Origin of the sequence: Streptomyces sp. NBC_00075 (genome assembly GCF_045041225.1) — a bacterium.
Lineage (GTDB): Bacteria > Actinomycetota > Actinomycetes > Streptomycetales > Streptomycetaceae > Streptomyces > Streptomyces adonidis.
This window is the reverse complement of sequence record NZ_CP108243.1, coordinates 9,585,434-9,608,284: the sequence shown is the minus strand read 5'-3', so window position 1 is coordinate 9,608,284 and position 22,851 is coordinate 9,585,434. Positions and strand designations below refer to the sequence as shown.

Genomic DNA, 22,851 nt, shown 5'->3' with positions numbered 1-22,851 from the left:
AACGTGACGAACGGAGTGCCGGATGGAACTCAAGACCGTCCTGTTCGAGGTGGCCGACCATGTCGCCACGATCACCCTGAACAGGCCCGAGGTCATGAACGGCTTCAACCAGGAGATGCTGGAGGAGTTCGCCGCCATCTGGCAGACCGTGAAAACCGACGACGACGTGCACGTCGTCGTGTTGCGGGGCGCGGGCGAGCGGGCGTTCTGCACGGGCATGGACGTCAAGGAGGGCATCGACCGCCACCCCAACGTCTGGTCGCAGACCGACCCCGGCGAGTACCTCTCGCCGAAGCTGAACCAGGTGTGGAAACCCCTGGTCTGCGCGGTGCACGGGATGGCCGCCGGCGGCGCCTTCTACTGGCTGAACGAGGCCGACATCGTGATCTGCTCGGAGGACGCCACGTTCTTCGACCCGCACGTCAGCTACGGGCTCACCGCGGCCCTGGAGCCGATCGGCCTCGCCCGGCGCATCCCCCTCGGCGAGGCGCTGCGCATCGCGCTGCTCGGCCTGGACGAGCGGGTGTCGGCCGCGCGGGCCCTTCAGATCGGCCTGGTCAGCGAGGTGCTCCCGCGCGAGGAGCTGTGGGACCGGGCCGACGACGTCGCCCGCATCATCGCCGCCAAGCCGCCCGCCGCGATCCAGGGCACCGTCCGGGCGATCTGGGAGTCGCTCGACTCGACGCGCACCCAGGCGCTGCGCACCGGACTGTCGTACACGCAGATCGGCAACCCGATCGGGAAGGCCGAGGTCGACCGTTCCGCCGTACCCCGGAGGCAGTGGACACTGCGCTGACACTCCTCTAGCCTGCATAAAAAGAGTGCACTTTATAGGTGTCGCTGTCATAGGTGTTGCGAAGGGGAGGCTTCTATGCTGTTCGGCATGCCCTGGCCCGGCCGGGACGTCGCGCGGGAGGCCGAGCAGGCCGGTGTCGGTGCCTTCTGCGCCGGGGAGTTCGTCGACCACGACGCCTATCTCACGGTGGCCGACATCGTGGCGAACACCGAGCACGCCCTGGCGGGCCCCGCCATCGCGTACGCGTTCGCCCGCACTCCGTACGCGCACGCCACCGCCCTGCGCCAGCTGCACGCCCAGGCGCCGGGGCGCCTGTTCCTCGGGCTGGGCAGCGCCGCTTTCAAGATCAACCGGGACTGGCTGGGCGTACCCGGCGAGCGTCCGGTGGCCCGGATCGCCGAGACCGTCGGCGCGGTACGGGCCTGGCTGCACGCGGAGAACGGCGAGAGGGTCCACTACTCCGGCGAGTTCTACTCGCTCGACGCCGATGTCCGCGCCCCGGTGCTCGGCCGGCTGGACATTCCCGTGCTGCTCGCCGCGTTCAACACCGGGATGGCCGCCACTGCCGGCCGGGTCGCCGACGGAGTCGTCGGGCACGGGCTGTTCACCTCCTCCTGGTGGAACGACGTCGTACGGCCCTCGGTGGAGCGGGGCGCGAAGAACGGCGAACCGGGAACCCGCTCCCTCGAACACGGCTGGGTGATCACGGCCGTCGACGACTCCGCGCCCGAGCGTGCGGTCGCCGACGCCCGCCGGATGATCGCCTTCTACCTCACGGTGAAGACGTACGACCCCTATGTGGCCCACCACGGCTGGGAGGAGCCGGTCGACCGGCTGCGTGCCGCGTTCCGGGCGGGCGACACCGACGCCATGGCCCGGGCGGTCACCGACGAGATGGTCGCCGAGATCGCCGTCTGCGGGACGACCGCCGACGCGAAGGACGCCCTGGCCCGCCGCGCGGGCTCGCTCCCCCGCGACGTCGCCTACTTCGCGCCCCCGAGTTTCCTGGTGAGCCGGCGGCGGCGGGCCGCGTACGCCCGGGCCTCCCTCGCGCTGATCGGCGCGGTGCCGGACGTGGAAGAAGGCGCCTGACACACATGGCGCGGAAGAAGCGACCGGCCCCGGAGCGAGAACGCTCCGGGGCCGGTTCGTGGGTCAGCCGCTCACCGGGACCGGGTCAGGCGTCCTGGGGCAGCGGTGCGAGCTTCTTGCTCTTGTCGAAGTGCACGATGTCGGCCAGCGTGCCGCCGAGGATCGCCGCGCGGTCCTCGTCCGGGACGCCCTCGAAGTTCTCCGCGATGCACTCGGCACTGTCACGGAAGGTGCCCTCGGCGTGCGGGTAGTCGTTGCCCCACAGGATCGTCGAGAGGCCGGTGATGTGGCGGGCCTTGACGGCCGTCGGGTCGTCCGCGAACTGCACGTGGATCTGGCGCCGGACGTACTCGGTGGGCTTGAGCGGGTAGGGCCACTTGTCGTTGATCGCGAACAGCCGGCCCATGGAGTTCTGCTCGGTCGGGGGACGGTTGTCGTCCCAGAAGCCGAGCCACCAGTCGGGGTCCTGGCCGGTGCCGGTCTTCCACGCCTTGTCCATGTAGCCCATGAAGGAGACCAGCCAGCCGGCCGTGTACTCGATCAGGTTGAAGTGCAGGTCGGGGAAGCGCTCGCACACACCGCCGCCGACGAGGCTGGCGATGATGCCCTGCGGGCCGGCCACGGCCGAGCCGACCGCGAAGCCCATGGTCCGGCCTGTGACCATCTCGTCGGTCAGGTTGCCCTTGCCCATGTTCATGGCGTTCATCAGGCCCCGGACGGTCACCGCCGTGTCGGACACCTCTTCCTTGACCTTCACTCCACCGGTGGCGACGTGGATGAAGATCGGCAGCCCGTGCGCCTGCGCGGCGGCCCAGACCGGGTCGTACTCCCGCGCGTAGAACGGCAGCGGCGGGATCTCCGGAATGAGGATCGCGCCGAGTCCCAGCCGTGCGATCCGCTCGATCTCCGCGACGGCCTCGGGCACGTTCGTCAGCGGGATCGCGGCCGTCGGACGCAGCCGGTCCTTGTACGGCAGATACCGCTCGACCAGGTAGTCGTTCCAGACGCGGGCGTGCGCCATGGACAGCTCGTGGTCGTCCGTGAACAGGACGAACAGCGACAGGTTCGGGAACATCACCGAGGCGTCGACGCCGTCGATGTTCATGTCCCGGAGGATGTGCTCGGGATCGCCGTCCGGGGTCTCCCCGCCGGTCTGGCGGTATTTCGAGATCGTCCAGCCGTCGAAGCCGATGGTGTGCAGCTTCTTGAACTCCGTGTGCCCGCCCGGCACGATCGGCTCGTCGAGCGTGAACTCCTCTTCCCAGAGGGCTCGTTCACGCATGTTCTTGGGGAGCCGGGTCTTGAAGAGATCGACCGGCTCGATGATGTGCGAATCGCCGGAGACGACAAATTCCTTGAACACAGGCGGTACCTCTTTCGAACATCGTCGTTCGCGCAGAATCCACCCCGCGGATGAGGCCGAAGTTACCTGTACCGACCGGTCCAGTCAACGATTCAGCACACGGATTGAGGGCCTGAACAGCGTCAAGAAGTCTGACGATCGCCTGACTAAGGGCCGATCAACGCGACCCCTTCCCTGAAGCCCTCAATTAAGTACACTCAACTCCATGAAGACGGCATATTCGTTCTCTTCGCAGCTCTACATCGACGGACGCCGAACGGACGGCGATTCGAACGCGTCCCTGGTCGTACGCAATCCGGCGACGGAGGAATCGATCGCCGAGGTTCCCCAGTCCTCGCTCACGGATGTGCGACGCGCCGTCGAGGCGGCGCGCCGGGCCTTCGACGAGGGTCCGTGGCCCCGGATGAAGCCCGCCGAGCGAGCGGCGGTGCTGCTGCGCATGGCCGAGGAGATGGAACGCCGGCTCCCGGACCTCGTCGCCGTCAACATCGCCGAGGCGGGATCGGTCCGCGCGCTCGCGGAGACTCTCCAGACCCGGGTCCCGGTGGCACATCTGCGCGACATGGCGGAGCGGGTGATGCCGGCCTTCGCCTGGGAACGCCCGATGGAACCGACCGTCGCGCCGGGCATCGGCATCTCCCAAGGGGTGCTGCGCCGCGAGCCGTTCGGCGTGTGCGCCCTGATCTCCGCCTACAACTTCCCCTTCTTCCTCAGCATGATGAAGGTGATCCCGGCCCTCGCGGCGGGCTGCACCGCCGTGCTGAAGCCGGCGCCCGCGACTCCCCTGGAGTCCCTGCTGATCGGCGACTTCGCCGACGCGGCCGGGCTGCCCCCGGGCGTGCTGAACATCGTGACCGGCGACATCGAGGCCGGCCGCGAGCTGACCACCCACCCGATGGTGGACCTGGTCAGCTTCACCGGCTCCGACACGGTCGGGCGCACGGTCTACACCCAGGCGGCCGCCTCCCTCAAGAAGGTCGTCCTCGAACTCGGCGGCAAGTCGGCGAACATCGTCCGCGCCGACGGCGACCTCGACGGCGCCGTCCGCTCCGCGCTGGTCGGCATCACCACCCACGCCGGCCAGGGCTGTTCGCTGCTGACCCGCACCCTCGTGCACGAGTCCGTCCACGACGAGCTGGTCGCCCGGCTGAGCGAGGGCCTCGCCGCGATCAGGGTCGGCGACCCGGCCGACCCGGCCACCACCATGGGCCCGCTGATCAGCGAGGCCCAGCGCGACAAGGTCGAGAAGCTGATCCGGATCGGGGAGGAGGAGGGGGCGCGGATCGTCCTCGGCGGCAGGCGCCCTGCGGGGCTCGACCGTGGCTGGTACGTGGAACCCACCCTCTTCACCGGCGTCGACAACGCGATGACCATCGCTCGTACGGAGTTCTTCGGGCCGGTCGGTGTCGTCATCCCGTTCTCGGACGACGAGGAGGCGGTGCGGATCGCGAACGACAGTCCGTACGGGCTCGCTGCGGCTGTGTGGAGCGCGGATCCTGTGGCCGCCCTCGGGATCGCGTCCCGTGTCCGGGCCGGTGGGGTGGCGATCAATGGCGGTAGTGCGGGGGTCAATCCTCGGGCGGCTTTCGGGGGGTACAAGCAGAGTGGGCTCGGGCGGGAATGGGGGGAGTTCGGGTTGGAGGAGTATCTCCAGACGAAGACGGTTAGTTGGGCGGCGCGGTAGCTTCGCTGGAAGGGCGGTCATGAACCTGCGGGCCGGTGGGGGCTGGTCGCGCAGTTCCCCGCGCCCCTGTCGGGGCGCTGCGCGCACCCGACAGGTAGCCCCACCGCCCGCCAATCCCCTCCCGAAACTCGCTACTTGACGGTTACCTTCACGTCGGGGATCTGCTCGCCGCACGCCGGGGAGCCCTGCGGGTCCGGGACGAACTTCTCGTCCTTCAGGATGGAGACGAAGGTGCAGTCGCCCGGGCCCCCGACCGAATAGGTCCCCTTGTTCGCGAAGTCGGCGGGCTTCGGGAAGAGCCCGCCCGCCGTCCAGCTCTTGTCGGCGCGCAGCGCGGACATCAGTTTCTCCTGGCTGGCGGTGCAACCGGCCTTCTCCAGGCCGTAGATGAGCAGGTCCGCGCTGATCCAGCCGACCGCCTGGGAGAACGACGGTATGCCGGACGCCGACTTGGCGTACTTCTTGAGGGCGGCGGACCAGGTGCGGGTCGCCTCGGTGTTCATCTCGACCGGTGAGTACGAGGTCATGAAGCCGACCCCCTGCGCGACCTTGAGCGTCGGCGGCGACTTCAGCAGGTCGGCGCCGTAGCCGGTGGCCAGCAGGATCGACTTCATCTCGACGCCGGCCCGGCGCAGTCCGGTGGCCAGCGCGAACCCGGTCTCGGGGATCACCGGGGCGTACAGCACATCGGCGCCGGACTTCTTGATGCCTAGGACGATCGCGCCGACGTCGCTGCTCCCGAACGGGACGCGCTCGTTGACGTAGCCACGGGCCAGTCCGGCGTGTTCCGCCGACAGTGCGGCTCCCTCGGCGGCCTTTGCGGCGCTCGGCGTGTTCGAGGAGACGACGGCGACCTTGGTCCCGCCGAGCTTCTTCCAGTACGCGCCGAGTGTGGTCGCGGTCCGGTCGTAGTCGGTGCCGGACATCGCCGGGAAGAGGTTGTCGTACTTCGGGTTGAACCACTGCTCGCCGCCGTCGAACGCGCCCCCGAGGAACGGCGTGCCGCGACCGCCCGTACCGGCGTACTGTCCGGCGCCGTAGAAGTACGTGCTCACGGGCAGTACGGCGTACACGTGCTCCTGCTGCACCAGGCGCTGGGCCGCGGTGAGCGCACCCTGCGGGGTGGACTGGTCGTCGGCCACGACCACGTCGAAGCCGCGCGCCGCGCACTTGCCGCCCGCCGCCTTGTAGGCCGCGAACCGGGCCTCGACACCGCTCTCCGTACCGGCGTAGTGCGCGCCGGCCGCCCCGCTCAGCGCCGTCAGGACGCCGACCTTGATGGGTCCGCTCGTGTTGTCCACACCGCTGGAACCGCCGCTGCCGCATCCGGCGAGCAGGAGTACCGCGGCGCTGGTCCAGGTGGCTATGGCACTGACTCTTCCCATGTGCACTCCTGACGTCCTCGGCCCGTCGCACGACGGTTCCGACAGGTGGTCCGCGAGGCACAGTGCAGCATATTAAGTATCCTTTGTCACCGGTTGAAGCGGCGATATCGCCCTTCAGGGTTGACGAGGACACCATATGAGCGCACTTTAATCCGTATCCGCTCTCCCTCCCGTCTCTCCGAGCTTCACCTTCCAGGAGGCCGTCGTTGCTCTCCTACGTCGTCGCGGGCCTCGCCCTCGGGGCCATCTACGCCATCGCCGCCGCCTCGCTCGTCGTCACCCATGTGTCGTCTGGCGTCTTCAACTTCGCGTTCGGCGCCATGGCGTTCGCCGTCGCCCGCTTCTACTACTTCCTGTACATCGAGCAGGGCTGGCCGCTGCCGCTGGCGGCCGTCGTCGCGATCGGGCTGTTCGGTCCGGCGCTGGGCGTGCTGCTGTACGCGGTGCTCTTCCGCCATCTGCGGCTGCGCTCCCCCCTCGTGAAGATCGCCGCCACGATCGGTCTTTCGGTCGCGCTGCCGCCCCTGGTCAACCTGGCCCTCGGGCAGCTGGTGAACGTCACGGCTCCGGGCCTGGCGCCCCAACCGGTCGCGGTGTTCCGGCCGTTCGGCACGGTCGTCGACATGAACCAGCTGATCACGTACGCCGGACTGGCCCTGGTCCTGGTCGTCGGCACCGCGCTGCTGCGGTTCACCGACACCGGGCTGAAGGTCCGCGCACTGGTCGACTCCCCCGCTCTCACCGCGATGTCGGGGGTCAGCCCCGCGCGCGTCTCCCTCGGGGTGTGGGCGTTCAGCGCGCTGCTGGCGGGGCTCGCCGGAGTGCTGGTGGCGCCGACGGCCGGGCTGTCCGTCGAGGGCATGACCTTCCTGATGGCGGCGGCGTTCGCGGCGGTGGTCGCGGCCCGGCTGCGCAGCCTGCCGACGGCCGTCGGGGTCGCCCTCGCGATGGGTGTCGTGACCAGTGTGATCCAGCGCTATCTCGATGCGGAGAGCGCGCTGTCGGCGCAGATCGTGCCCAGTGTGCCGTTCCTGTTCATGCTCGCCTTCCTGCTCGCGCACGCCCTGCGCGGCCGGGCGGGCGACGCGCCCACGGGCGGGGTACTGGACCGGGCGATCCGTACGGAGAACACGGCCACGCCCACCGCCACCACCGGGTCGGGATTCGTCGCGCCCCTGGTGACGATCGCCGTCGTCGCGTGCCTCCCACTGATCCTCGACGACTTCTGGACCGGGCTCGTGGCGACGGGCATCGCGCTGGCGACGGCACTGCTGTCCTGCACGCTCGTCACCGGTGAGGGCGGCATGATCTGGCTGTGCCAGATCACCTTCGCGGGCCTCGGTGCCCTGTTCGCCGCCGACCTCGCCGCGAACTCCGGGTGGCCCCCGCTGGCCGCGGTGCTGGTGAGCGCGGTGTGTGTGGTCCCGATCGGTGTGGTGCTCGGGCTGCTGACGATCCGGCTGGGCAATCTGTACGTCGCCCTGGTGACGCTGACCTTCGGTCTGCTGGCCCAGAACCTGGTCTTCATGCGAGACCGCTTCTACAACTCGGGCCAGGGCATCTACATGCCCCGCCCCGAATGGGCCCTGGACAACAGGAGTTTCGCCCTGCTGGCGCTGGCGGTCTTCTGCGCACTTGGCGCGTTCGTCGTCAACCTGCGGCGCTCGACGGCAGGGCTGGCCGTGACGGCGGTCCGGTGGAGCGAGACGGGTTCCCGCACGCTGGGCCTGGGTGTCGTACCGGTCAAGGTGCTCGTCTCGGCCGTCGCGACCTTCGTCGCCGCGGTCGGCGGCGGTTTCCTCGCGCTGGCCTACCAGTCCGCGCTGCCCGACTCGTTCAGCCCGTTCACGGGCCTGGTCTGGCTGGCGGTCCTGGTCACGGTGGGGGCGCGGCCGGTCGTCGGCGCACTCGTCGCCGGTCTGGCGTTCGCCGTACTGCCCAGCGTCTTCCAGACGTATCTGCCGACGCGGTGGGCGGAGATCCCGGTCATCATGTTCGGCTTCGGCGCGGTCATGCTGGCCCGCGACCCCGAGGGCGTCCTCGCCATGCACGGCCGGCAGGTGCGCGCGGTGAGCGGGTGGTGGCGGGCCCGACGCGCCCCAGCCGCCGAGAAACCGTCTTCTTCGACGCCCCAGGGAGAACTCGTATGACCGCCCTCGCCGGTACGACGCCACCACGCATCGAGGCCCGGGGCGTGACCGTCCGTTTCGGTGGGCTCGTCGCCCTCGACTCGGTGGACCTGGCGGTGCCGCCGGGCTCGGTGGTGGGGCTGGTCGGGCCGAACGGCGCGGGCAAGAGCACGCTGTTCGCCGTCCTGTCGGGGCTGTTGCGGCCGAGTTCGGGCGCGGTGCTGATGGACGGCCGGGATGTCACGTCCGTCAGCGCTCAGGCGCGGGCGAGGCGTGGGCTGGCCCGTACGTTCCAGCATCCGGAGCTGTTCCCGGGGCTGACGGTGCGTGAGCACGTGGTGCTGGCGTACCGGCTGCGGCACGCGCGGCGGCGGGTCTGGACGGACCTGGTCACCGCTGGCGGTTTCCGGCGCGCGGGCGCCGAGGAGGACCGGCGGGTCGACGGGATTCTCGCGGCCCTGCGACTGACCCCGCACGTCCATCTCCCGGTGTCGGGGCTCCCGTTGGGGACGGGCCGTCTGCTGGAGATCGCCCGGGCGCTGGCCGTCGATCCCGACGTCCTCCTGCTGGACGAGCCGTCGTCGGGACTGGACTCGCGGGAGACGGACGAGCTGGCGTCCACGCTCACGGGCCTGGTGGCCGAACACGGGGTGTCCCTGCTGCTGGTCGAGCACGACGTCGAACTCGTCCTGGGGATGAGCGACGTCGTCCATGTCCTGGACTTCGGCGTCAAGATCAGCGAGGGCACGCCGTCCGAGGTACGGGCGGACCCGGCGGTACGAGCCGCGTACCTGGGCGCGGAGCACGACGAAGCCGAGAAGGACGTAGACAAGGACGAGGACGAGGAAAGGGCCTCCGCATGACCGTCACCGTCACGACGTCTCCCCTGCTCACCGTCCAGGACCTGACCGTCCGGTACGGCACCGCCCACGCGCTGCGCGACGTGTCCTTCACCGTGCCGCCGAACAGCGCACTGGCGGTACTCGGCGCGAACGGCGCCGGCAAGAGCACACTGGCGCGGGCCCTCTCGGGCCTCGTCCCGCCGGTCACCGGCTCCGTGGTCCTCGACGGCCGCGACCTCACCGGCAGTACCCCGGACACGATCCGCCGGGCCGGCCTCGTCCATCTCCCCGAGGGCCGGGGTGTGTTCCCCTCACTGACGGTCATGGAGAACCTGCGCATGGCCACCGCGGGCGACCGACGCGGCAGGTCGGCGGCCATCGACAGGGCCTTCGAGATCTTTCCCGCACTACGCAACCGCCAACGCCAGGCGGCGGGCACCCTCTCCGGCGGCGAGCAGCAGATGCTGTCCCTCGCCCGCGCCCTGATGATCGACCCCCGCCTCGTCATCGCCGACGAACTCTCCCTGGGGCTCGCCCCGAAGATGGTCGACGTGGTCTTCGAAAGCCTCCGCCGGGCCCGAGAGGCAGGCGTGGCCGTCATCATGATCGAACAGTTCGCAACCCGAGCCCTGGCCTTCGCAGACACCTGCCTGCTCCTCCAACGAGGCAGAACAGCCTGGACAGGCCCGACAACGGAGGCAGGCCCGGAACTACTCCGCCGCTACTTGGGAGAGGCAACGGCAGCCTGAGGCCTCCCTGAAAAGCGAGGCGGCGAAGCCGCCCTCGCTTTCAGGGGCGCGGGGAACTGCGCGACCAGCCACAACGAACCCGCACCCGCCCACAAACAACAACCCCCCCACCCCCTCACGCACCGTCCACCCGAGAACCAAACCGCCGAACAACCTCCCCCACATCCCGCCACCGCCCCAACTTCGCCTGCGCCTCCAACGCCAGCGCATGCGCAAGACTCGTCCCCTCCCCCGCCGAAAGCAGCCCAAGCGTCTCCGCCACAGCCCCCGCATGCGCAGCGCCCACCTGCGCAGCAATCTCCCCCGCCCGCACGATCAACTGATCGTGCGGCACGACCTCGGTCACCAACCCCGCCCCGAACGCCCGCTCCGCATCGATCGGTTCCCCGGTCACCATCATCCGCCGAGCAAGCCGCACCCCCACCGCCCGCGGCAACAACGCACTCATCCCCCACCCCGCCGTCAGCCCGATAGCCGCATGCGTATCGGCGAACAGAGCCCGATCAGACGCTATGAGGAATGAACAGGACAGCGCCAACTCCAACGCCCCCGTATAACAAGCCCCGTTGATCACACCGAGCACCGGCGTCCGCGCCGCCCGCACCACCTCCGCAGGATCCGTGCGCGCACCACGAGGAGACCCCGCCCCGTTCCCCAGCGCCTCCTTGAGGTCGATACCCGCGGAGAACGCGGGATCGGCACCGGTCACCACGACCAACCGGGTCCCCGCATCGGCGTCAGCCGCCCGCACCGCCTCGATCAGCCCCCGCCGCATCGCGATCGTCATCGCGTTGCGCGCCTGCGGACGGTCCAGCGTCAGCCACAGCACGCCGTCCGCCCAGTGGCATCTCAGCCCCTCGGCCCCGACCGCGATCACGGCCGTCAGACCGTCAGGACCATGGCCGACCCCATGCCACCGCCCGCGCACATGGCCGCGACCGCGGTCCCACCGCCCCGGCGACGCAACTCGTGCGCCAGCGTCACCACCATGCGAGTCCCGGTGGTCGCGATCGGATGCCCCAGGCTGCACCCGCTCCCGAACGGGTTCACCCGCTCCGGGTCGAGACCCAGTTCGCGGGTGGTGGCGACGGCCACCGCGGCGAAGGCCTCGTTGACCTCGAAGAGGTCGACGTCGTCGATGCCGAGTCCGGCGCGGCCGAGCGCCTTGCGGATCGCGGCGATCGGCGCCAGCCCCGTCTCGACCGGGTCGACGCCGACGCTCGCCCAGGACCGTATGGTCGCCAGCGGTGTCAGTCCGTGCGCGGCGGCGATGTCCGAACCGGCGACCACGACCGCCGCCGCGCCGTCGTTCACCCCGCTGGAGTTGCCCGCGGTGATGGAGAAGCCCTCGATCTCGGGGTGCAGCACCTTCAGCGCCGCCAGCTTCTCCCGGGTGGTGTCGCGCCGGGGGTGCTCGTCGGTGTCGAAGACGGTGGTCGCGCCGTCCCGGCCGGTGACCTTCACCGGCACGATCTCATCGGTGAACCGGCCCTCGTCGATGGCCCGTACGGCCCGTTCGTGCGAGCGCAGCGCCCACGCGTCCATCTCCTCACGGGTGAGGCCGGCCAGCCGGGCGGTGTTCCAGCCGACGAGGACGCCCATGTCGTTGTTGGGGGCCTCGGGTGTCGGCACATGGGTCGGCGCCATCCAGGGGTCCTGCCAGTCGTCGGTGCCCGGAGTCCGCCACCGGGCCACCGGCGCGGTGGACGAGGAGTGCGTGCCGCCCGCGACGACCACGCGGTCCATGCCGGCCCGCACGCTCCCGGCCGCGGTCGCCACGCTGGCCAGCCCGGAGGCGCAGTGCCGGTTGTGCGCCAGACCCGGTACGTGGGTCAGCCCGGCCTGGAGTGCCGCGTACCGGGCGATGTCCCCGCCTCCGGCGAGGGATTCACCCAGGACGACGTCGTCGATGGTGTCCAGCGGCAGCCCACTGCGGTACGCGGCCTCGCGTACGACGAGGGTGGCGAGATCGAAGGCGCTGGTGTCCCGCAGGGTTCCCCGGCGGGCGGTTCCGATCGCGGTACGGCACGCGGAGAGAAGCACGGCATCAACCATGTAATTCAGAGTACTTAAATCCGGAAGGGATCAACAGACTCACCGTGAAATCGGCCGACCATCAGCCATTCATCGACCTGCGATCTCGACCCGGACCTGAAAAGAGGATACCTTGTTCGGGTGAACTTCCAGCTCAGCGAGGAGCAGGGCATGTTGCGCGAAGCCTCGCGCGACCTGCTGTCGGACCGGGCCCCGATCGAGCACGTACGGGCGTGGATGGACCGTGACGGAGACGACGGGGACGTCGATCCCGAGGTGTGGCGGCTGACCGCCGATCTCGGCTGGCCCGGGCTCGGACTGCCGGAGGAGTACGGCGGCAGCGGCCAGGGTCTGGTGGAACTCGCGCTCGTCGCCGAGGAGATGGGGCGCGCCCTCGGGCGGGGGCCGTTCGCACCCACCGCGATCGTCGGCCGGGCACTCACCGCGACGGGCTCGCCCGGCCTGCGGTCCGAGGTGCTGCCCGCCCTGGCCGCCGGATCGGCCTGGGCCACCTGGGCGTTCGCCGAACCGCGGAGCCCCTGGTCCCTCAACGGCATCCGCGCCACCGCCCGTACGGACGACGGGGACACGTTCGTCCTCGACGGCGTGAAGACGGCCGTACAGGACGCGGGCGGCGCCCACTGGCTCCTCGTCACCGCACTGCACGACGGCGTTCCGGCGTCGTTCCTCGTCGAGCGCGCCGCCCCGGGTGTCACCGTCCGACGCCAGCGGACCCTCGATCCGACGCGCGCGTTCTACGAGGTCCACCTGGACGGCGTACGCGTCCCGCACGACCGCCGCCTGACCGCCGGGCCCGACGCGATCCAGCGGCTGCTCGACGAGGCGTCGGTGCTGCGGTGTGCCGACGCGCTCGGGGTGATGCGGCGGCTGCTGGAGCTGACCGTCGAACACACCACGACCCGCGTGCAGTTCGGGCAGCCGATCGGCGGCTTCCAGGCCGTCAAGCACTCGGCCGCCGACATGGCACTCCTCGTGCACGGCGCCCACGCAGCCACCCACTACGCGGCGATGGCCGCCGACGCGGACACCGACGACGCGGCCCGCGCGGCCTGTGCCGCCGCCTCGTACGTCTCGGCGGGCGCCGGCGAGGTCGCGGCCCGGGCGCTCCAGCTGCACGGCGGCATCGGCTTCACGTGGGAGCACGACCTGCACCTCTTTCTGCGCCGCGCCAGGGCCGACAGCGTGCTGTACGGCGACGCGGCCGTCCACCGCGACCGGCTGTGCACCCTTCTGCGGCCCTCACCGGCAAGCGCGTCCGCGATCGCGTCCTTCTGAGCGCGAAGACCCGAAAGGTTCCCGATGGAGATCAAGGGCAAGAAGGCCGTGGTGTTCGGCGGGGCGTCCGGCATGGGCCGGGCCACCGCCGAGCTGCTCGCGGCCCGCGGTGCGGAGGTCGCCGTACTCGACCGTCCGGCGTCGGCGGGCGCCGAGGTCGCCGGTGCGTTCGGCGGGAGCTTCCATCCCGTCGACGTGACCGACTTCGAGGCGACGGAGAGCGCGCTGGGCGCCGCCGTCGAGGCCCTGGGCGGACTGCACGTGTCGGTCACGACCGCGGGCGGCGGCAGCGTACGGCGCACGCTCGGCAAGGAGGGGCCGCACGACCTGGAGACCTTCCGCCGGGTGCTCGACCTCAACGCCGTGGCCACCTTCAACATCAGCCGCCTGGCCGCCGCGCACATGAGCCGCAACGAGCCCGAGGAGCCGGACGGCGAACGGGGCGTCATCGTCAACACGTCGTCGATCGCCGCCTTCGAGGGGCAGATCGGCCAGGTCGCCTACTCGGCGGCCAAGGCGGCGATCGCCGGTATGAGCCTCACCATGGCCCGCGATCTCGGCTCGCTCGGTATCCGCGTCGTCGCCATCGCGCCCAGCCTGTTCGAGACGGGCGCCACCGAGAAGATCCCCGCCGACGTACGGGCAGCACTGGTCAAGGACGCCGCGTTCCCCCGGCGCCTGGGCCGCCCGGAGGAGTACGCCAAGCTCGCCCTCGCCGTCGTCGACAACCCGATGCTGAACGGCCAGTGCCTGCGTCTCGACGCGGGCCAGCGGTTCGGCCCGAAGTGAGGTCCTGATGCCGGAAATCTCCCAACACGCGGAACACCAGGGCAAGGTGGCCCTCATCACCGGCGGCGGCCGGGGCTTCGGCAAGGCGTTCGGGGAGGCCCTGTCGGCCCTCGGCGCGCATGTCGTGCTCGCCGACATCGACGGCGCCGCCGCCACCGAGGCGGCCGCCGAACTCACCGCGAAGGGCCTCGGCGCGACCGGGGTCACCTGTGACGTCGCCGACGAGGACGAGGTCGGCGCGGTCGTGGGCGGGATCGTCGAACGCCATGGCGGACTGGACATCCTGGTGAACAACGCCGGTCTGCACGCCGCCTACAACAAGCCGTTCACCGAACTGGGCCTGGCCAAGGTGCGGCGGGTCCTCGACGTCAACGTCATGGGCACCGTCATCTGCACACTCGCGGCCCACGAGGCCATGCGGGGCCGCCCCGGCGCCTCCATCGTCAACATCTCGTCGTCGGCGGCCTACGCGAACCGCAGCATCTACGGCGTCTCCAAGCTGGCCGTACGGGGCCTGACGGTGTCGTTCGCACGGGAGTTCGCCACCGACGGCATCCGCGTCAACGCGATCGCACCGGGCCTGATCTTCACCGACGCCGTACGGGCCCAACTGTCCGCCGCCGAGGCCGAACGCGTCCTGGGCGAGCAGATCCTGCCGCAGGAGGGCCGGGAGGAAGACATCGTCGAGGCACTGCTGTACCTGGTCTCGTCGAAGGCGTCCTTCGTCACCGGCGAGACGCTGCGCGTGACGGGCGGGTTCGCGCTCTCGGTCTAGCCGGAAGCCGGAAACATGCCTGTGGCCCCGCGGCAGTCGCTGCGGGGCCACAGGCATGTCGGGCTGTCCTACACGGTCACCGGTTCGTTGGCCGGCTTGTCGGCCAGCTCCTTCTCCTCGTCCGTGATCGCCTTCAGGAGCACGTACGGTGTCGCGATCTTCCACACGGCGTACGCGACCGAGGGGATGATGTTCGCGAGCAGGCCGTTCCAGGCGAGCGGTCCGTCCTGGTTGAGGAAGACGAAGGCGCCCGGGATCAGCGTCACGCCCAGCACGAGGCTGAGCCAGCCGTACCAGCGCGGGAAGAGCGGTTTCTGCCGGGTGTGGTCGATGAACGAGGCGTATCCGATCGACCAGACCTGGAGGACGAAGATGCAGGCGTTGCCCACGAACATGAGCCAGAAGGTGTCGACCATCGCGGTCAGGACGTCCACGGAGTGGAGCTCCGGCCGATAGGCCGCGGCGGCGAGGATCGCGAGCGGGAAGAAGAACCCGATCGGCGCCACCACACCCGTGGTGAGCTGGATCATGGACAGCAGTCCCCAGCCGCCCTCGACCCGGCGCATCTGCATGCTCGTCACGACGACGTACGGGTACTCGAACGGGACGAGCAGAACCATCAGGGCGACACAGGTGAGGATCCCTGTGCGGTTGTCCTTGAGGAAGGCGACGACGTCGTCGGGGCTCTCCGTCGGGCTCATCGGCGGAATGAGATGGCCGATGGAGTACGCGACGATGAATCCCACGAAGAGCAGGACGCCACACCACGCCGAGATTCTCTGGAGTCTTATATGCAGGTCTTTCTTCATTGCGGCTCCCTTGTGTGCCGACCGGTTTGACCGGTGTCTTCGATGTCTTCGGTGTCTACCGACCGATCTCGTCCCAGCCGACGAGCCTGTCCATGAGCACGGTCGTGCTCGACAGGTAGTCGCCGTATCCGCTCCGGAAGAACAGCAGCGGGGTCTTCATCGACTCGACGCGCAGGTCCCGGACCCGCCCGACGACCAACAGGTGGTCGCCGATCTCGACGACCTGCTCCACTGTGCAGTCGACCCAGGCGACGATCCCGTCCAGCACGGGATTGCCCAGGTCCGACGCCTCCCACGGGGCGCCCTCGAAGCGCTGCCCTGCCGGACGCGTCGCCAACTGCCGTGACAGGCGCTCCTGGTTGCCCGCGAGCGCGTTGGCGCAGAAGCGGCCCGCGGCCCTGATCGTCCGCAGGGTCGTGGAGGAGCGGTCGGCGAGGAAGGACACCAGGGGCGGGTCGAGCGACACCGAGGTGAAGGTGCCGACGACCATGCCGTGCGGCCGTTCCTCGCCGTCCGTGGTGGTGATCGCGACCACGCTCGTGGGGAAGTTGCCCAGGACGTCGCGGAATTGGCGCCCGTCGATCGCCTGCGCGTCCGCGTCCACTGTCCGGGAGTGCGTCGCGCCCTCGCTCATATCAGGATGCGCATCGGTTCGGGCAGTTCGAGACCCATCGCGGCCAGCGCGTTCGCGTGGTAGGCGGCGCCCGGCACATGGATCATGTGCTGGAGTCCGACATGCGCGTCACGCCAGTACCGCTGGATCGGGTTGCCCTTGCGGATCGCGTTGCCGCCGGAGCGGGCGAAGATCTCGTCCAGGGCGGCGACGGCCCGCCACGCGCAACGGACCTGGTTGCGCCGTACGTCGGCCCGGTCCTCCAGGCTGATCGGTTTGCCCGCCTCGACCTGGTCGTACAACCGGCTGATGCCGTCGAGGAGTTGGACCCGGGAGGCGGAGATCTCGGCCGCGGCCTCCCCGGCGGCGTAGAGGACGTACGGATCGTCGCGCACCTGGACGCCGGTCACGGCGACCCGTTCCTTCTGCTGGGCCAGGTGCAGGGCGAGAGCGCCCTCGCAGATGCCGACGACCGCCGCCGTGATGCCGAGCGGGAACATCGAGCTGAACGGCAGCTTGTACAGGGTGTCGGTGAGCCCGATCGCCTCGGCGGCGGCGCCGTCCTGGACCGCCTCCTGCCTGATGACGCGGTGTTCGGGAATGAACGCCTTGTCGACGACGACGTCCTTGCTGCCGGTACCCGCAAGCCCGACCACGTCCCACGTACCGTCGATGATCTCGTAGTCCGAGCGGGGCAGCACGACGTGCAGCACGGTGATGGGCCCGGCGGGCTTCCCCTTGCCGTCGCCCAGGAGCGCGCCGAGGAAGTCCCACTGACAGTGGTCGCTGCCCGAGGAGAACGGCCAGCGTCCGCTGAGGACATAGCCGCCTTCCACCGGGTCGGCGATGCCGTTGGGCATGTAGGGCGAGGCGATCCAGGTGTCGGGGTTCTCGTCCCAGACCTCGTGTGCGAGGCGGGGGTCCATCTGGGCCAGCTCCCAGGGGTGCACCCCGACGACCCCGCTGACCCAGCCCGCGGCACCGTCGTACCGGGCGACCGCCATCACCGCTTCGGCGAAGTCCCGGGGATGGGCGCCGAATCCGCCGTACTCCTTGGGCTGCAGAAGCCGGATGACCCCTGCGGACTTGAGCAGTTCGACGGTCCGGTCGCTCAGCTTGCCGAGTGACTCGTTCTCGTCGGCGAGTGCGGCCAGTTCGGAACCCAGCTCCTCGACACGACCGACCACTTCATGCGTCACGCCGCACACCTCCTGGTGACAGTTCCATCGCATGCGCCGCGCGTCCCGGCGGCGGGATGTCCTCAGTGTCGGGATACGGCCCAGGGCCCGCTGGGCGCTTTCCGCTGACCGGGACAGTCCCGCGTCAGCGGGTCACGCGGGGTCGCAGCGCGGTGGTGGAGCGGCCCTTGAGGGCGGAGAGCCATACGCCGGCGCCGTAGGCGAGGTCGTCGAGCCGCCGGGCGACGCCGTACCGGAGGGGGTCGAGCGAGTCGTCCCCGCGCCGATACTCAAGTGCGATATCGGCCAAGGCGGCGACCGCCGCGGCCCGGCGCATCCGGCGGGACACCAGGCAGCCGACGGCGGTGAGCGGCCACCAGTGCCGGGTGAGCAGCGCGGAGGTCTGTGCCAGGGTGGCGACGGCGCCGTTGCCCGCGAGCGGGACGGCCAGCCGGTACGGATGCCGGGTGCCGTCGAACTTACGGCCGATGCGCAGGACGACGCCCCCGAGGACGGCCCCCGCGACCGGCACCGACCAGCGCCGTTGGGCGAGCAGCGCGCCGGCGAACACCGCGCTCCAGGGCGCGAACACGGCGGGCGCGATGTGCTGAGGGTGCCGCCGGGCAAGAGGCTGCGCCCCGGTCCCGTACACGGCCTTGCGCACGAACCAGTCCCCCACACGCGTCCGATGCTCGTGCGAGGCCCTGACCGCGGGCTCGTAACGCACCCGCAGCCCCGCCCCGACGAGCCGCCAGCAAAGATCGACGTCCTCCCCGACCCGCATCCGCTCATCGAACCCGCGCACGTCCCGCAGGGCGTCGACTCGCGCCACCGCACAGGCGGTCGGCGCCCACGAGACGGGTGTACCGGGCCGCACCGGAGCCGGATGGGCGCCGAGATCAAGGGAGGACCGGGTGTTCTCGTACCGCTCGATCCAGGTCGTGGCGGCGCCGGTCAGTCCGGTGATGCGGGGCACGGCCATGGCGACCCGGGGATCGGCGAAATGCCGGAGCAGGGTCGGCACGGTCTCGGGGTCGAGCACGATGTCGGAGTCGGCGAAGACCACGTACGGCGTGGTCACGAGCCGCAGCCCGGCGTTGCGCGCGCCGCCGGGCCCGACGTTCGCGCGGAGGGCGACCAGCCGGGCCCCGTACCGAGCGGCGACGGCCGACACGGGCGCGGGGTTCCGCGAGGCGTCATCGACCACGATCACGGAAGGGCCGACGCCAACACTCCGCAGCAACCGCTCCAGCTGACGCGGACGATCACGGACCGGGATCACGACGGTGTACCGGGGGTCGGAGGGCACGGGTAGCGAGTGGACGACGGGATGGGCAAGGCCACAGTCGATCAGCCGCTCGGCGAGAACCGCACTCGCCGCGTCCCGCACAGGAACCGTCCGCCCGACGAGAAGCTTGCGGGCACGCGGCGTCAGCCGCAGCAGCCGGGTGGGAAACCCCCCGACGAGAGCACGCCCTCCGTCGACGACCCGGGTATGCCGATCGAACACCACAACGACGCCCGCGCCGACGGGGAGTGTCATCGGCGTACGGCCCCGGGTCGGCGGACCGGGGCGGCGAGGCTGCCACAGCCACCGACGATCCACCGGCCCACGGCCGACACCATGACGCACGGGGTCGCCGGAAGCCCACTACCCAGGCGAGGAGCCGCCCCGGCCCGCGGGCCGGATCGGAACGACGCCCCCGCTCGCCGACCGACATCGCGCCGCCCCGGCGAACGAAGGCCGACACCATCGCGCGCCTCCCCGCCGAAAACCCACCCGCCCGGACAACCCACCCACCGACCGACAACACTCCCGACGCAAAGCCTCATCGGCGCACCATCCCGGACCGTCGGGCCGGATCGACGAGGCGCCCCCGCCCGTCGACCGTCCACGCGCCGATGCGGCGAGCCGTCGCCGACACCATCGCGTCCAGCGTCCGGCGGCCCTCCTCCGCCGAGGCTCCGGCCGGGTCGCCGAGGACGCCGGTGGGTGAGAGGGCGCGGACTCCGTGGGTCATGAGGTCCGGCAGGAGGTCGGGCAGGGGGCGGGTGTCGCCCGCGACGGCGGCGTCGAGCCGTACGCGGTCCGGGGCCAGGTGCAGCATCAGGGAGGTCTCCGTGCGGCCGGCGTGGGCGTCGCCGCCGGGTGTCTCGCAGGCGGTCCAGGCGATGTCGTGGCCCTCGGCGCGGAGTTGGCCGAGGGCCGTGTCGAGGGTGGTGGTGTTGCCGCCGTGGCCGTTGACGAACACGACCCGGCCCGCCCACAGGGAGAAGGAGCGCGTCAGCTCTACGACCACCGCCCGCAGCGCCTCGTGCCCGATCGAGACGGTCCCCGGGAAGTGCGCGTGTTCGCCGCTCGCTCCGTACGTGATCGGCGGTGCCACCCACGACTCGGGCAGGGTCTCCGCCGTGCGCTGTACGACGGCACGCGCGACGACGGTGTCCGTGTCGAGCGGCAGATGCGGACCGTGCTGCTCGGTGGACCCGACCGGGACGAGGACCAGCGCCCCGGACGGTACGGCGGGCCAGACGGCGTCGGCCAGGACGTACGCCGTCATGGTCAGACGACCGGGGCGGTCGGGGTGGACTGTGCTGCGCCGCCGCCCAGGGTCAGGGGGAAGCCCGGCGGGATCACCAGGTCCTCGGGCGACAGGTCGTGGACAGAGGAGTGGCCGAGGCCCAGTACGGCCGAGTCGAGGCCGCCGCGCAGGATGTCGAGCACGTTTTCCACGCCTGCTTGTCCGTTGGCCGCCAGGCCCCACAGGTAGGCGCGGCCGATCAGGACCGCGCGGGCGCCGAGGGCAAGGGCCTTCGCGACGTCGCTGCCGCGCCGGATGCCGCCGTCCAGGAGGACTTCGACCTGGTCACCGACCGCCTCCGCGATGGACGGGAGCACGCGGATGGTGGCCGGGGTGGTGTCCAGGTTGTTGCCGCCGTGGTTGGACACGGACAGGGCCGTCACCCCGGCGTCGACCGCCCGTCTGGCGTCGTCGACCCTGGTCACGCCCTTGAGCAGGAAGGGCCCGCCCCACTCCGCACGCAGCCACTTGACGTCGTCCCAGGTCGGCGGCGCGGTCTGCATCCACTCGCCGTAGGCGCCGAAGAAGGTGGGCGACGCGCCGCCGGGGGCGCGCAGGTTGGGCACGGTGAGGTCGGGAAGGCGGCCGGACCGGGCGTACTGCCAGAGCCACCCGGGCCGGGGCAGTACGTCGGGGGCGAACCGCAGCGCGGTCCGGAGGTCGAGCTTCTCCGGGATGGACGGGCTCCCCCAGTCGCGGCCGTGGGAGAACGACCAGTCCAGGGTGACGATGAGGGCCTTGGCGCCGGCGGCACGGGCCCGGTCCATCCGCTGGACCATCGTGTCGCGCGTGCCGCTCCAGTACAGCTGGTAGAAGAGGTCCGGCTGGGCGTCGGAGACCTCCTCCACCGGCTTGCTCGCGAACGAGCTGAGGCTCATGATGACGCCCCGGTTCGCGGCGGCCCTGGCGACGGCCACCTCCCCGTCCGGGTGGACCGCCTGTACCCCGGTCGGCGAGATGAGCACGGGCAGCGAGGTGGGCACGCCCAGGACGGTCGTCGACAGGTCGCGCTCGGCGTGGTGGCCCACGACCCGTGGGGCGAAGCCCAGTTCGGCGAAGGCCGCGAGGTTGGCGTCGATCGTACGACCGCGCTCGGAGCCCGCCACGAGCGCGCCGTAGACCGACTTCGGCAGCCGCCTCTTGGCCCGGCGCTGCGCCTCGGCGACCGTCTCGAACCAGGGGTTCCTAGGCATGTGCCGTGTCCTTTCCGGTGGGCGTCAAGTCCAGCCCGGCGAGCGGGTGTTCGGCGCAGTCACTCACCGGCGGCCTGGCTGGTGACCCGCCCGGCTCCCGGCGGGTGAGGACGAGATCCACCGTCGTCGTCCTGCTCCTGCGGGAGTGGTCCCCGGACGGCTTGGGCACCCCGGTTCCGTCGCGCTGGGCCAGCAGCTGTTCGCCGTATCCCTGGACGCACTCGGGGTCGGGCCCGTCCAGCGGCAGCCCGGTGAAGAACTTGGCGGCCATGCAGCCGCCCTTGCAGGTGTCGTAGAAGGCGCAGGACGCGCAGGCCCCGCCGTGCTGCGGGGTCCGCAGCCGCCGGAACAGCTCGGAGTCGCGCCAGACTCCCGAAAAGCCGCCCGGCGTACGGACGTTGCCCGCGAGGAACTCGTCGTGGATGGCGAACGGGCAGGCGTACACGTCGCCGACCGGGTCGATCAGACAGACGACGCGTCCGGCACCGCACAGGTTGAGGCCGGGCAACGCCTCGCCGTACGCGGAGAGATGGAAGAAGGAGTCCCCGGTCAGCACCTTCTCGCCATGGGCCAACAGCCAGTCGTACAGCTCGCGTTGCTGCGCCGCCGTCGGATGCAGCTCGTCCCAGACGTCGGCGCCGCGTCCGGAGGGCCGCAGCCGGGTCAGGCGCAGTTGGGCGCCGAAGCGGTCGGCGAGGGCCTTGAAGGCGTCCAGCTGCGGGATGTTGTGCCGGGTGCAGACCACGGAGATCTTGAAGTTCCGCATTCCGGCGGCGGCGAGATTCTCCAGCGCCCGCATGGCCGTGGCGTACGAACCGGCCCCGCGCACCGCGTCGTTGACGTCGGCGGTCGCGCCGTCGAGGGAGATCTGGACGTCCACGTAGTCGTTGCGGGCCAGGCGTGCGGCGGCGTCGGGGGTGATGCGGACGCCGTTGGTGGAGAACTTGACGCCCACGTGGTGTGCCGTGGCGTAGTCCAGGAGTTCCCAGAAGTCGGCGCGCACGGTCGGCTCGCCGCCGCCGATGTTGACGTAGAAGACCTGCATGGCCTCCAGTTCGTCGATGACGGCCTTGGCCTCGGCGGTGCTCAGCTCACGCGGGTCGCGCCTGCCGGAGCTGGACAGACAGTGGGAGCAGGCCAGGTTGCAGGCGTAGGTCAGCTCCCAGGTGAGGCAGATCGGCGCGTCGAGCCCCTGCTCGAACAGGTCGACCAGCGGCGGTGACGTGGGCGCGGTCATGGAGTCGGTCATGGGGTCCTTCCGACGACCATCGATGACTGGACGAGAACGGCCAACGCACGCCCGTAGCGCGGGAGTTCGTTCTCGCCGAGGCCCGCGGCCAGACAGGCGGCGCGGGCCGTGGGCGCGTCCCCGAGGGCCTGGACGACGGCCAGCAGACGACGGTCCTTGAGGAACGAGAGCTTGCGGGTCCCGAAGTGGTAGAGCAGCGCCCCGAAGGGTTCGGGGCGCACGGAGACCTGCGGATGCAGGTCCCAGGCACGGTCGAGGTCCATGACGACCGTCGCGGAGTCCGTCGCGGTCAT

At 70.7% G+C, this 22,851-nt stretch carries 21 protein-coding genes; 9 read left to right on the top strand and 12 right to left on the bottom strand.

Annotated elements, in window-relative coordinates; genetic code table 11:
• Window positions 1–22 precede the first annotated feature (22 nt).
• The gene (locus tag OG787_RS42135; RefSeq protein WP_389354048.1) at window positions 23–796 is read left to right on the top strand and encodes an enoyl-CoA hydratase/isomerase family protein; all 774 of its coding nucleotides are present in this window, start codon (window positions 23–25) and stop codon (window positions 794–796) included.
• An 87-nt stretch (window positions 797–883) separates the two neighbouring features.
• Window positions 884–1,888: an LLM class flavin-dependent oxidoreductase gene (locus tag OG787_RS42130; RefSeq protein ID WP_405538814.1), complete on the top strand. Its 1,005-nt coding sequence runs from the start codon at window positions 884–886 to the stop codon at window positions 1,886–1,888.
• A gap of 85 nt (window positions 1,889–1,973) precedes the next feature.
• Here the strand turns inward: OG787_RS42130 and OG787_RS42125 are convergent, their stop codons facing one another.
• Window positions 1,974–3,251, bottom strand: a complete 1,278-nt coding sequence (locus tag OG787_RS42125) for an amidohydrolase family protein (RefSeq protein WP_405538813.1) — start codon at window positions 3,249–3,251, stop codon at window positions 1,974–1,976.
• 205 nt (window positions 3,252–3,456) lie between these two features.
• Between OG787_RS42125 and OG787_RS42120 the strand changes: the two genes are divergently transcribed.
• Window positions 3,457–4,935, top strand: coding sequence for an aldehyde dehydrogenase family protein (locus OG787_RS42120; RefSeq protein WP_405538812.1), 1,479 nt, complete (start codon window positions 3,457–3,459; stop codon window positions 4,933–4,935).
• Between the two features lie 131 nt (window positions 4,936–5,066).
• Here the strand turns inward: OG787_RS42120 and OG787_RS42115 are convergent, their stop codons facing one another.
• Window positions 5,067–6,320 (bottom strand): ABC transporter substrate-binding protein, encoded by a 1,254-nt coding sequence (locus OG787_RS42115; protein WP_405538811.1) that lies wholly within the window; start codon window positions 6,318–6,320, stop codon window positions 5,067–5,069.
• A gap of 206 nt (window positions 6,321–6,526) precedes the next feature.
• Here OG787_RS42115 and OG787_RS42110 point away from each other — a divergent pair, with 206 nt between their 5' ends.
• From OG787_RS42110 to OG787_RS42100, 3 genes are read left to right on the top strand one after another with little or no spacing between them, the layout of a single operon-like run.
• Window positions 6,527–8,470 carry an ABC transporter permease gene (locus tag OG787_RS42110; protein ID WP_405538810.1) on the top strand — a complete coding sequence of 648 codons (1,944 nt, stop codon included), beginning with the start codon at window positions 6,527–6,529 and terminating at the stop codon, window positions 8,468–8,470.
• The gene (locus tag OG787_RS42105; RefSeq protein WP_405538809.1) at window positions 8,467–9,312 is read left to right on the top strand and encodes an ABC transporter ATP-binding protein; all 846 of its coding nucleotides are present in this window, start codon (window positions 8,467–8,469) and stop codon (window positions 9,310–9,312) included. Before OG787_RS42110 ends, OG787_RS42105 begins: the two co-directional genes overlap by 4 nt.
• Entirely contained in the window at window positions 9,309–10,040 is a 732-nt protein-coding gene (locus OG787_RS42100) for an ABC transporter ATP-binding protein (RefSeq protein ID WP_405538808.1), read from the top strand. The genes OG787_RS42105 and OG787_RS42100 overlap by 4 nt, the downstream gene beginning before the upstream one ends.
• Window positions 10,041–10,155: 115 nt before the next feature.
• Here OG787_RS42100 and OG787_RS42095 read toward each other — a convergent pair whose 3' ends face one another.
• Both OG787_RS42095 and OG787_RS42090 read right to left on the bottom strand, forming a co-directional pair.
• Window positions 10,156–10,917 (bottom strand): enoyl-CoA hydratase-related protein, encoded by a 762-nt coding sequence (locus OG787_RS42095; RefSeq protein ID WP_405538807.1) that lies wholly within the window; start codon window positions 10,915–10,917, stop codon window positions 10,156–10,158.
• A 5-nt stretch (window positions 10,918–10,922) separates the two neighbouring features.
• On the bottom strand, window positions 10,923–12,095 hold the full coding sequence (locus OG787_RS42090) for a thiolase family protein (RefSeq protein WP_405538806.1): 1,173 nt from the start codon (window positions 12,093–12,095) through the stop codon (window positions 10,923–10,925).
• A gap of 120 nt (window positions 12,096–12,215) precedes the next feature.
• On the opposite strand from OG787_RS42090, the gene OG787_RS42085 reads away from it, so the two are divergent.
• Genes OG787_RS42085 through OG787_RS42075 form a run of 3 tightly spaced genes read left to right on the top strand, consistent with a single transcriptional unit; the run spans window position 12,216 to window position 14,934 of the window.
• Entirely contained in the window at window positions 12,216–13,370 is a 1,155-nt protein-coding gene (locus OG787_RS42085; protein ID WP_405538805.1) for an acyl-CoA dehydrogenase family protein, read from the top strand.
• Window positions 13,371–13,394: 24 nt separating this feature from the next.
• The gene (locus OG787_RS42080) at window positions 13,395–14,159 is read left to right on the top strand and encodes an SDR family NAD(P)-dependent oxidoreductase (protein ID WP_405538804.1); all 765 of its coding nucleotides are present in this window, start codon (window positions 13,395–13,397) and stop codon (window positions 14,157–14,159) included.
• A gap of 7 nt (window positions 14,160–14,166) precedes the next feature.
• Complete coding sequence (locus tag OG787_RS42075; protein ID WP_405538803.1) at window positions 14,167–14,934, top strand: SDR family NAD(P)-dependent oxidoreductase; 768 nt, start codon at window positions 14,167–14,169, stop codon at window positions 14,932–14,934.
• A 68-nt stretch (window positions 14,935–15,002) separates the two neighbouring features.
• Here OG787_RS42075 and OG787_RS42070 read toward each other — a convergent pair whose 3' ends face one another.
• From OG787_RS42070 to mftB, 8 genes are all read right to left on the bottom strand, one after another.
• Entirely contained in the window at window positions 15,003–15,680 is a 678-nt protein-coding gene (locus OG787_RS42070; protein ID WP_405538802.1) for a hypothetical protein, read from the bottom strand.
• 118 nt (window positions 15,681–15,798) lie between these two features.
• The gene (locus tag OG787_RS42065; protein ID WP_369032563.1) at window positions 15,799–16,377 is read right to left on the bottom strand and encodes a flavin reductase family protein; all 579 of its coding nucleotides are present in this window, start codon (window positions 16,375–16,377) and stop codon (window positions 15,799–15,801) included.
• Entirely contained in the window at window positions 16,374–17,555 is a 1,182-nt protein-coding gene (locus tag OG787_RS42060; RefSeq protein WP_405538801.1) for a hydroxylase, read from the bottom strand. Before OG787_RS42060 ends, OG787_RS42065 begins: the two co-directional genes overlap by 4 nt.
• 124 nt (window positions 17,556–17,679) lie before the next feature.
• Window positions 17,680–19,077: a mycofactocin biosynthesis glycosyltransferase MftF gene (gene mftF, locus OG787_RS42055; protein ID WP_405538800.1), complete on the bottom strand. Its 1,398-nt coding sequence runs from the start codon at window positions 19,075–19,077 to the stop codon at window positions 17,680–17,682.
• A 286-nt stretch (window positions 19,078–19,363) separates the two neighbouring features.
• Window positions 19,364–20,095 carry a mycofactocin biosynthesis peptidyl-dipeptidase MftE gene (gene mftE, locus OG787_RS42050; protein WP_405538799.1) on the bottom strand — a complete coding sequence of 244 codons (732 nt, stop codon included), beginning with the start codon at window positions 20,093–20,095 and terminating at the stop codon, window positions 19,364–19,366.
• 2 nt (window positions 20,096–20,097) lie between these two features.
• Window positions 20,098–21,309, bottom strand: coding sequence for a pre-mycofactocin synthase MftD (mftD, locus tag OG787_RS42045; RefSeq protein WP_405538798.1), 1,212 nt, complete (start codon window positions 21,307–21,309; stop codon window positions 20,098–20,100).
• Window positions 21,302–22,558 (bottom strand): mycofactocin radical SAM maturase, encoded by a 1,257-nt coding sequence (mftC, locus tag OG787_RS42040; RefSeq protein ID WP_405538796.1) that lies wholly within the window; start codon window positions 22,556–22,558, stop codon window positions 21,302–21,304. Before mftC ends, mftD begins: the two co-directional genes overlap by 8 nt.
• Window positions 22,555–22,851, bottom strand: coding sequence for a mycofactocin biosynthesis chaperone MftB (mftB, locus tag OG787_RS42035; RefSeq protein ID WP_369032569.1), 297 nt, complete (start codon window positions 22,849–22,851; stop codon window positions 22,555–22,557). Before mftB ends, mftC begins: the two co-directional genes overlap by 4 nt.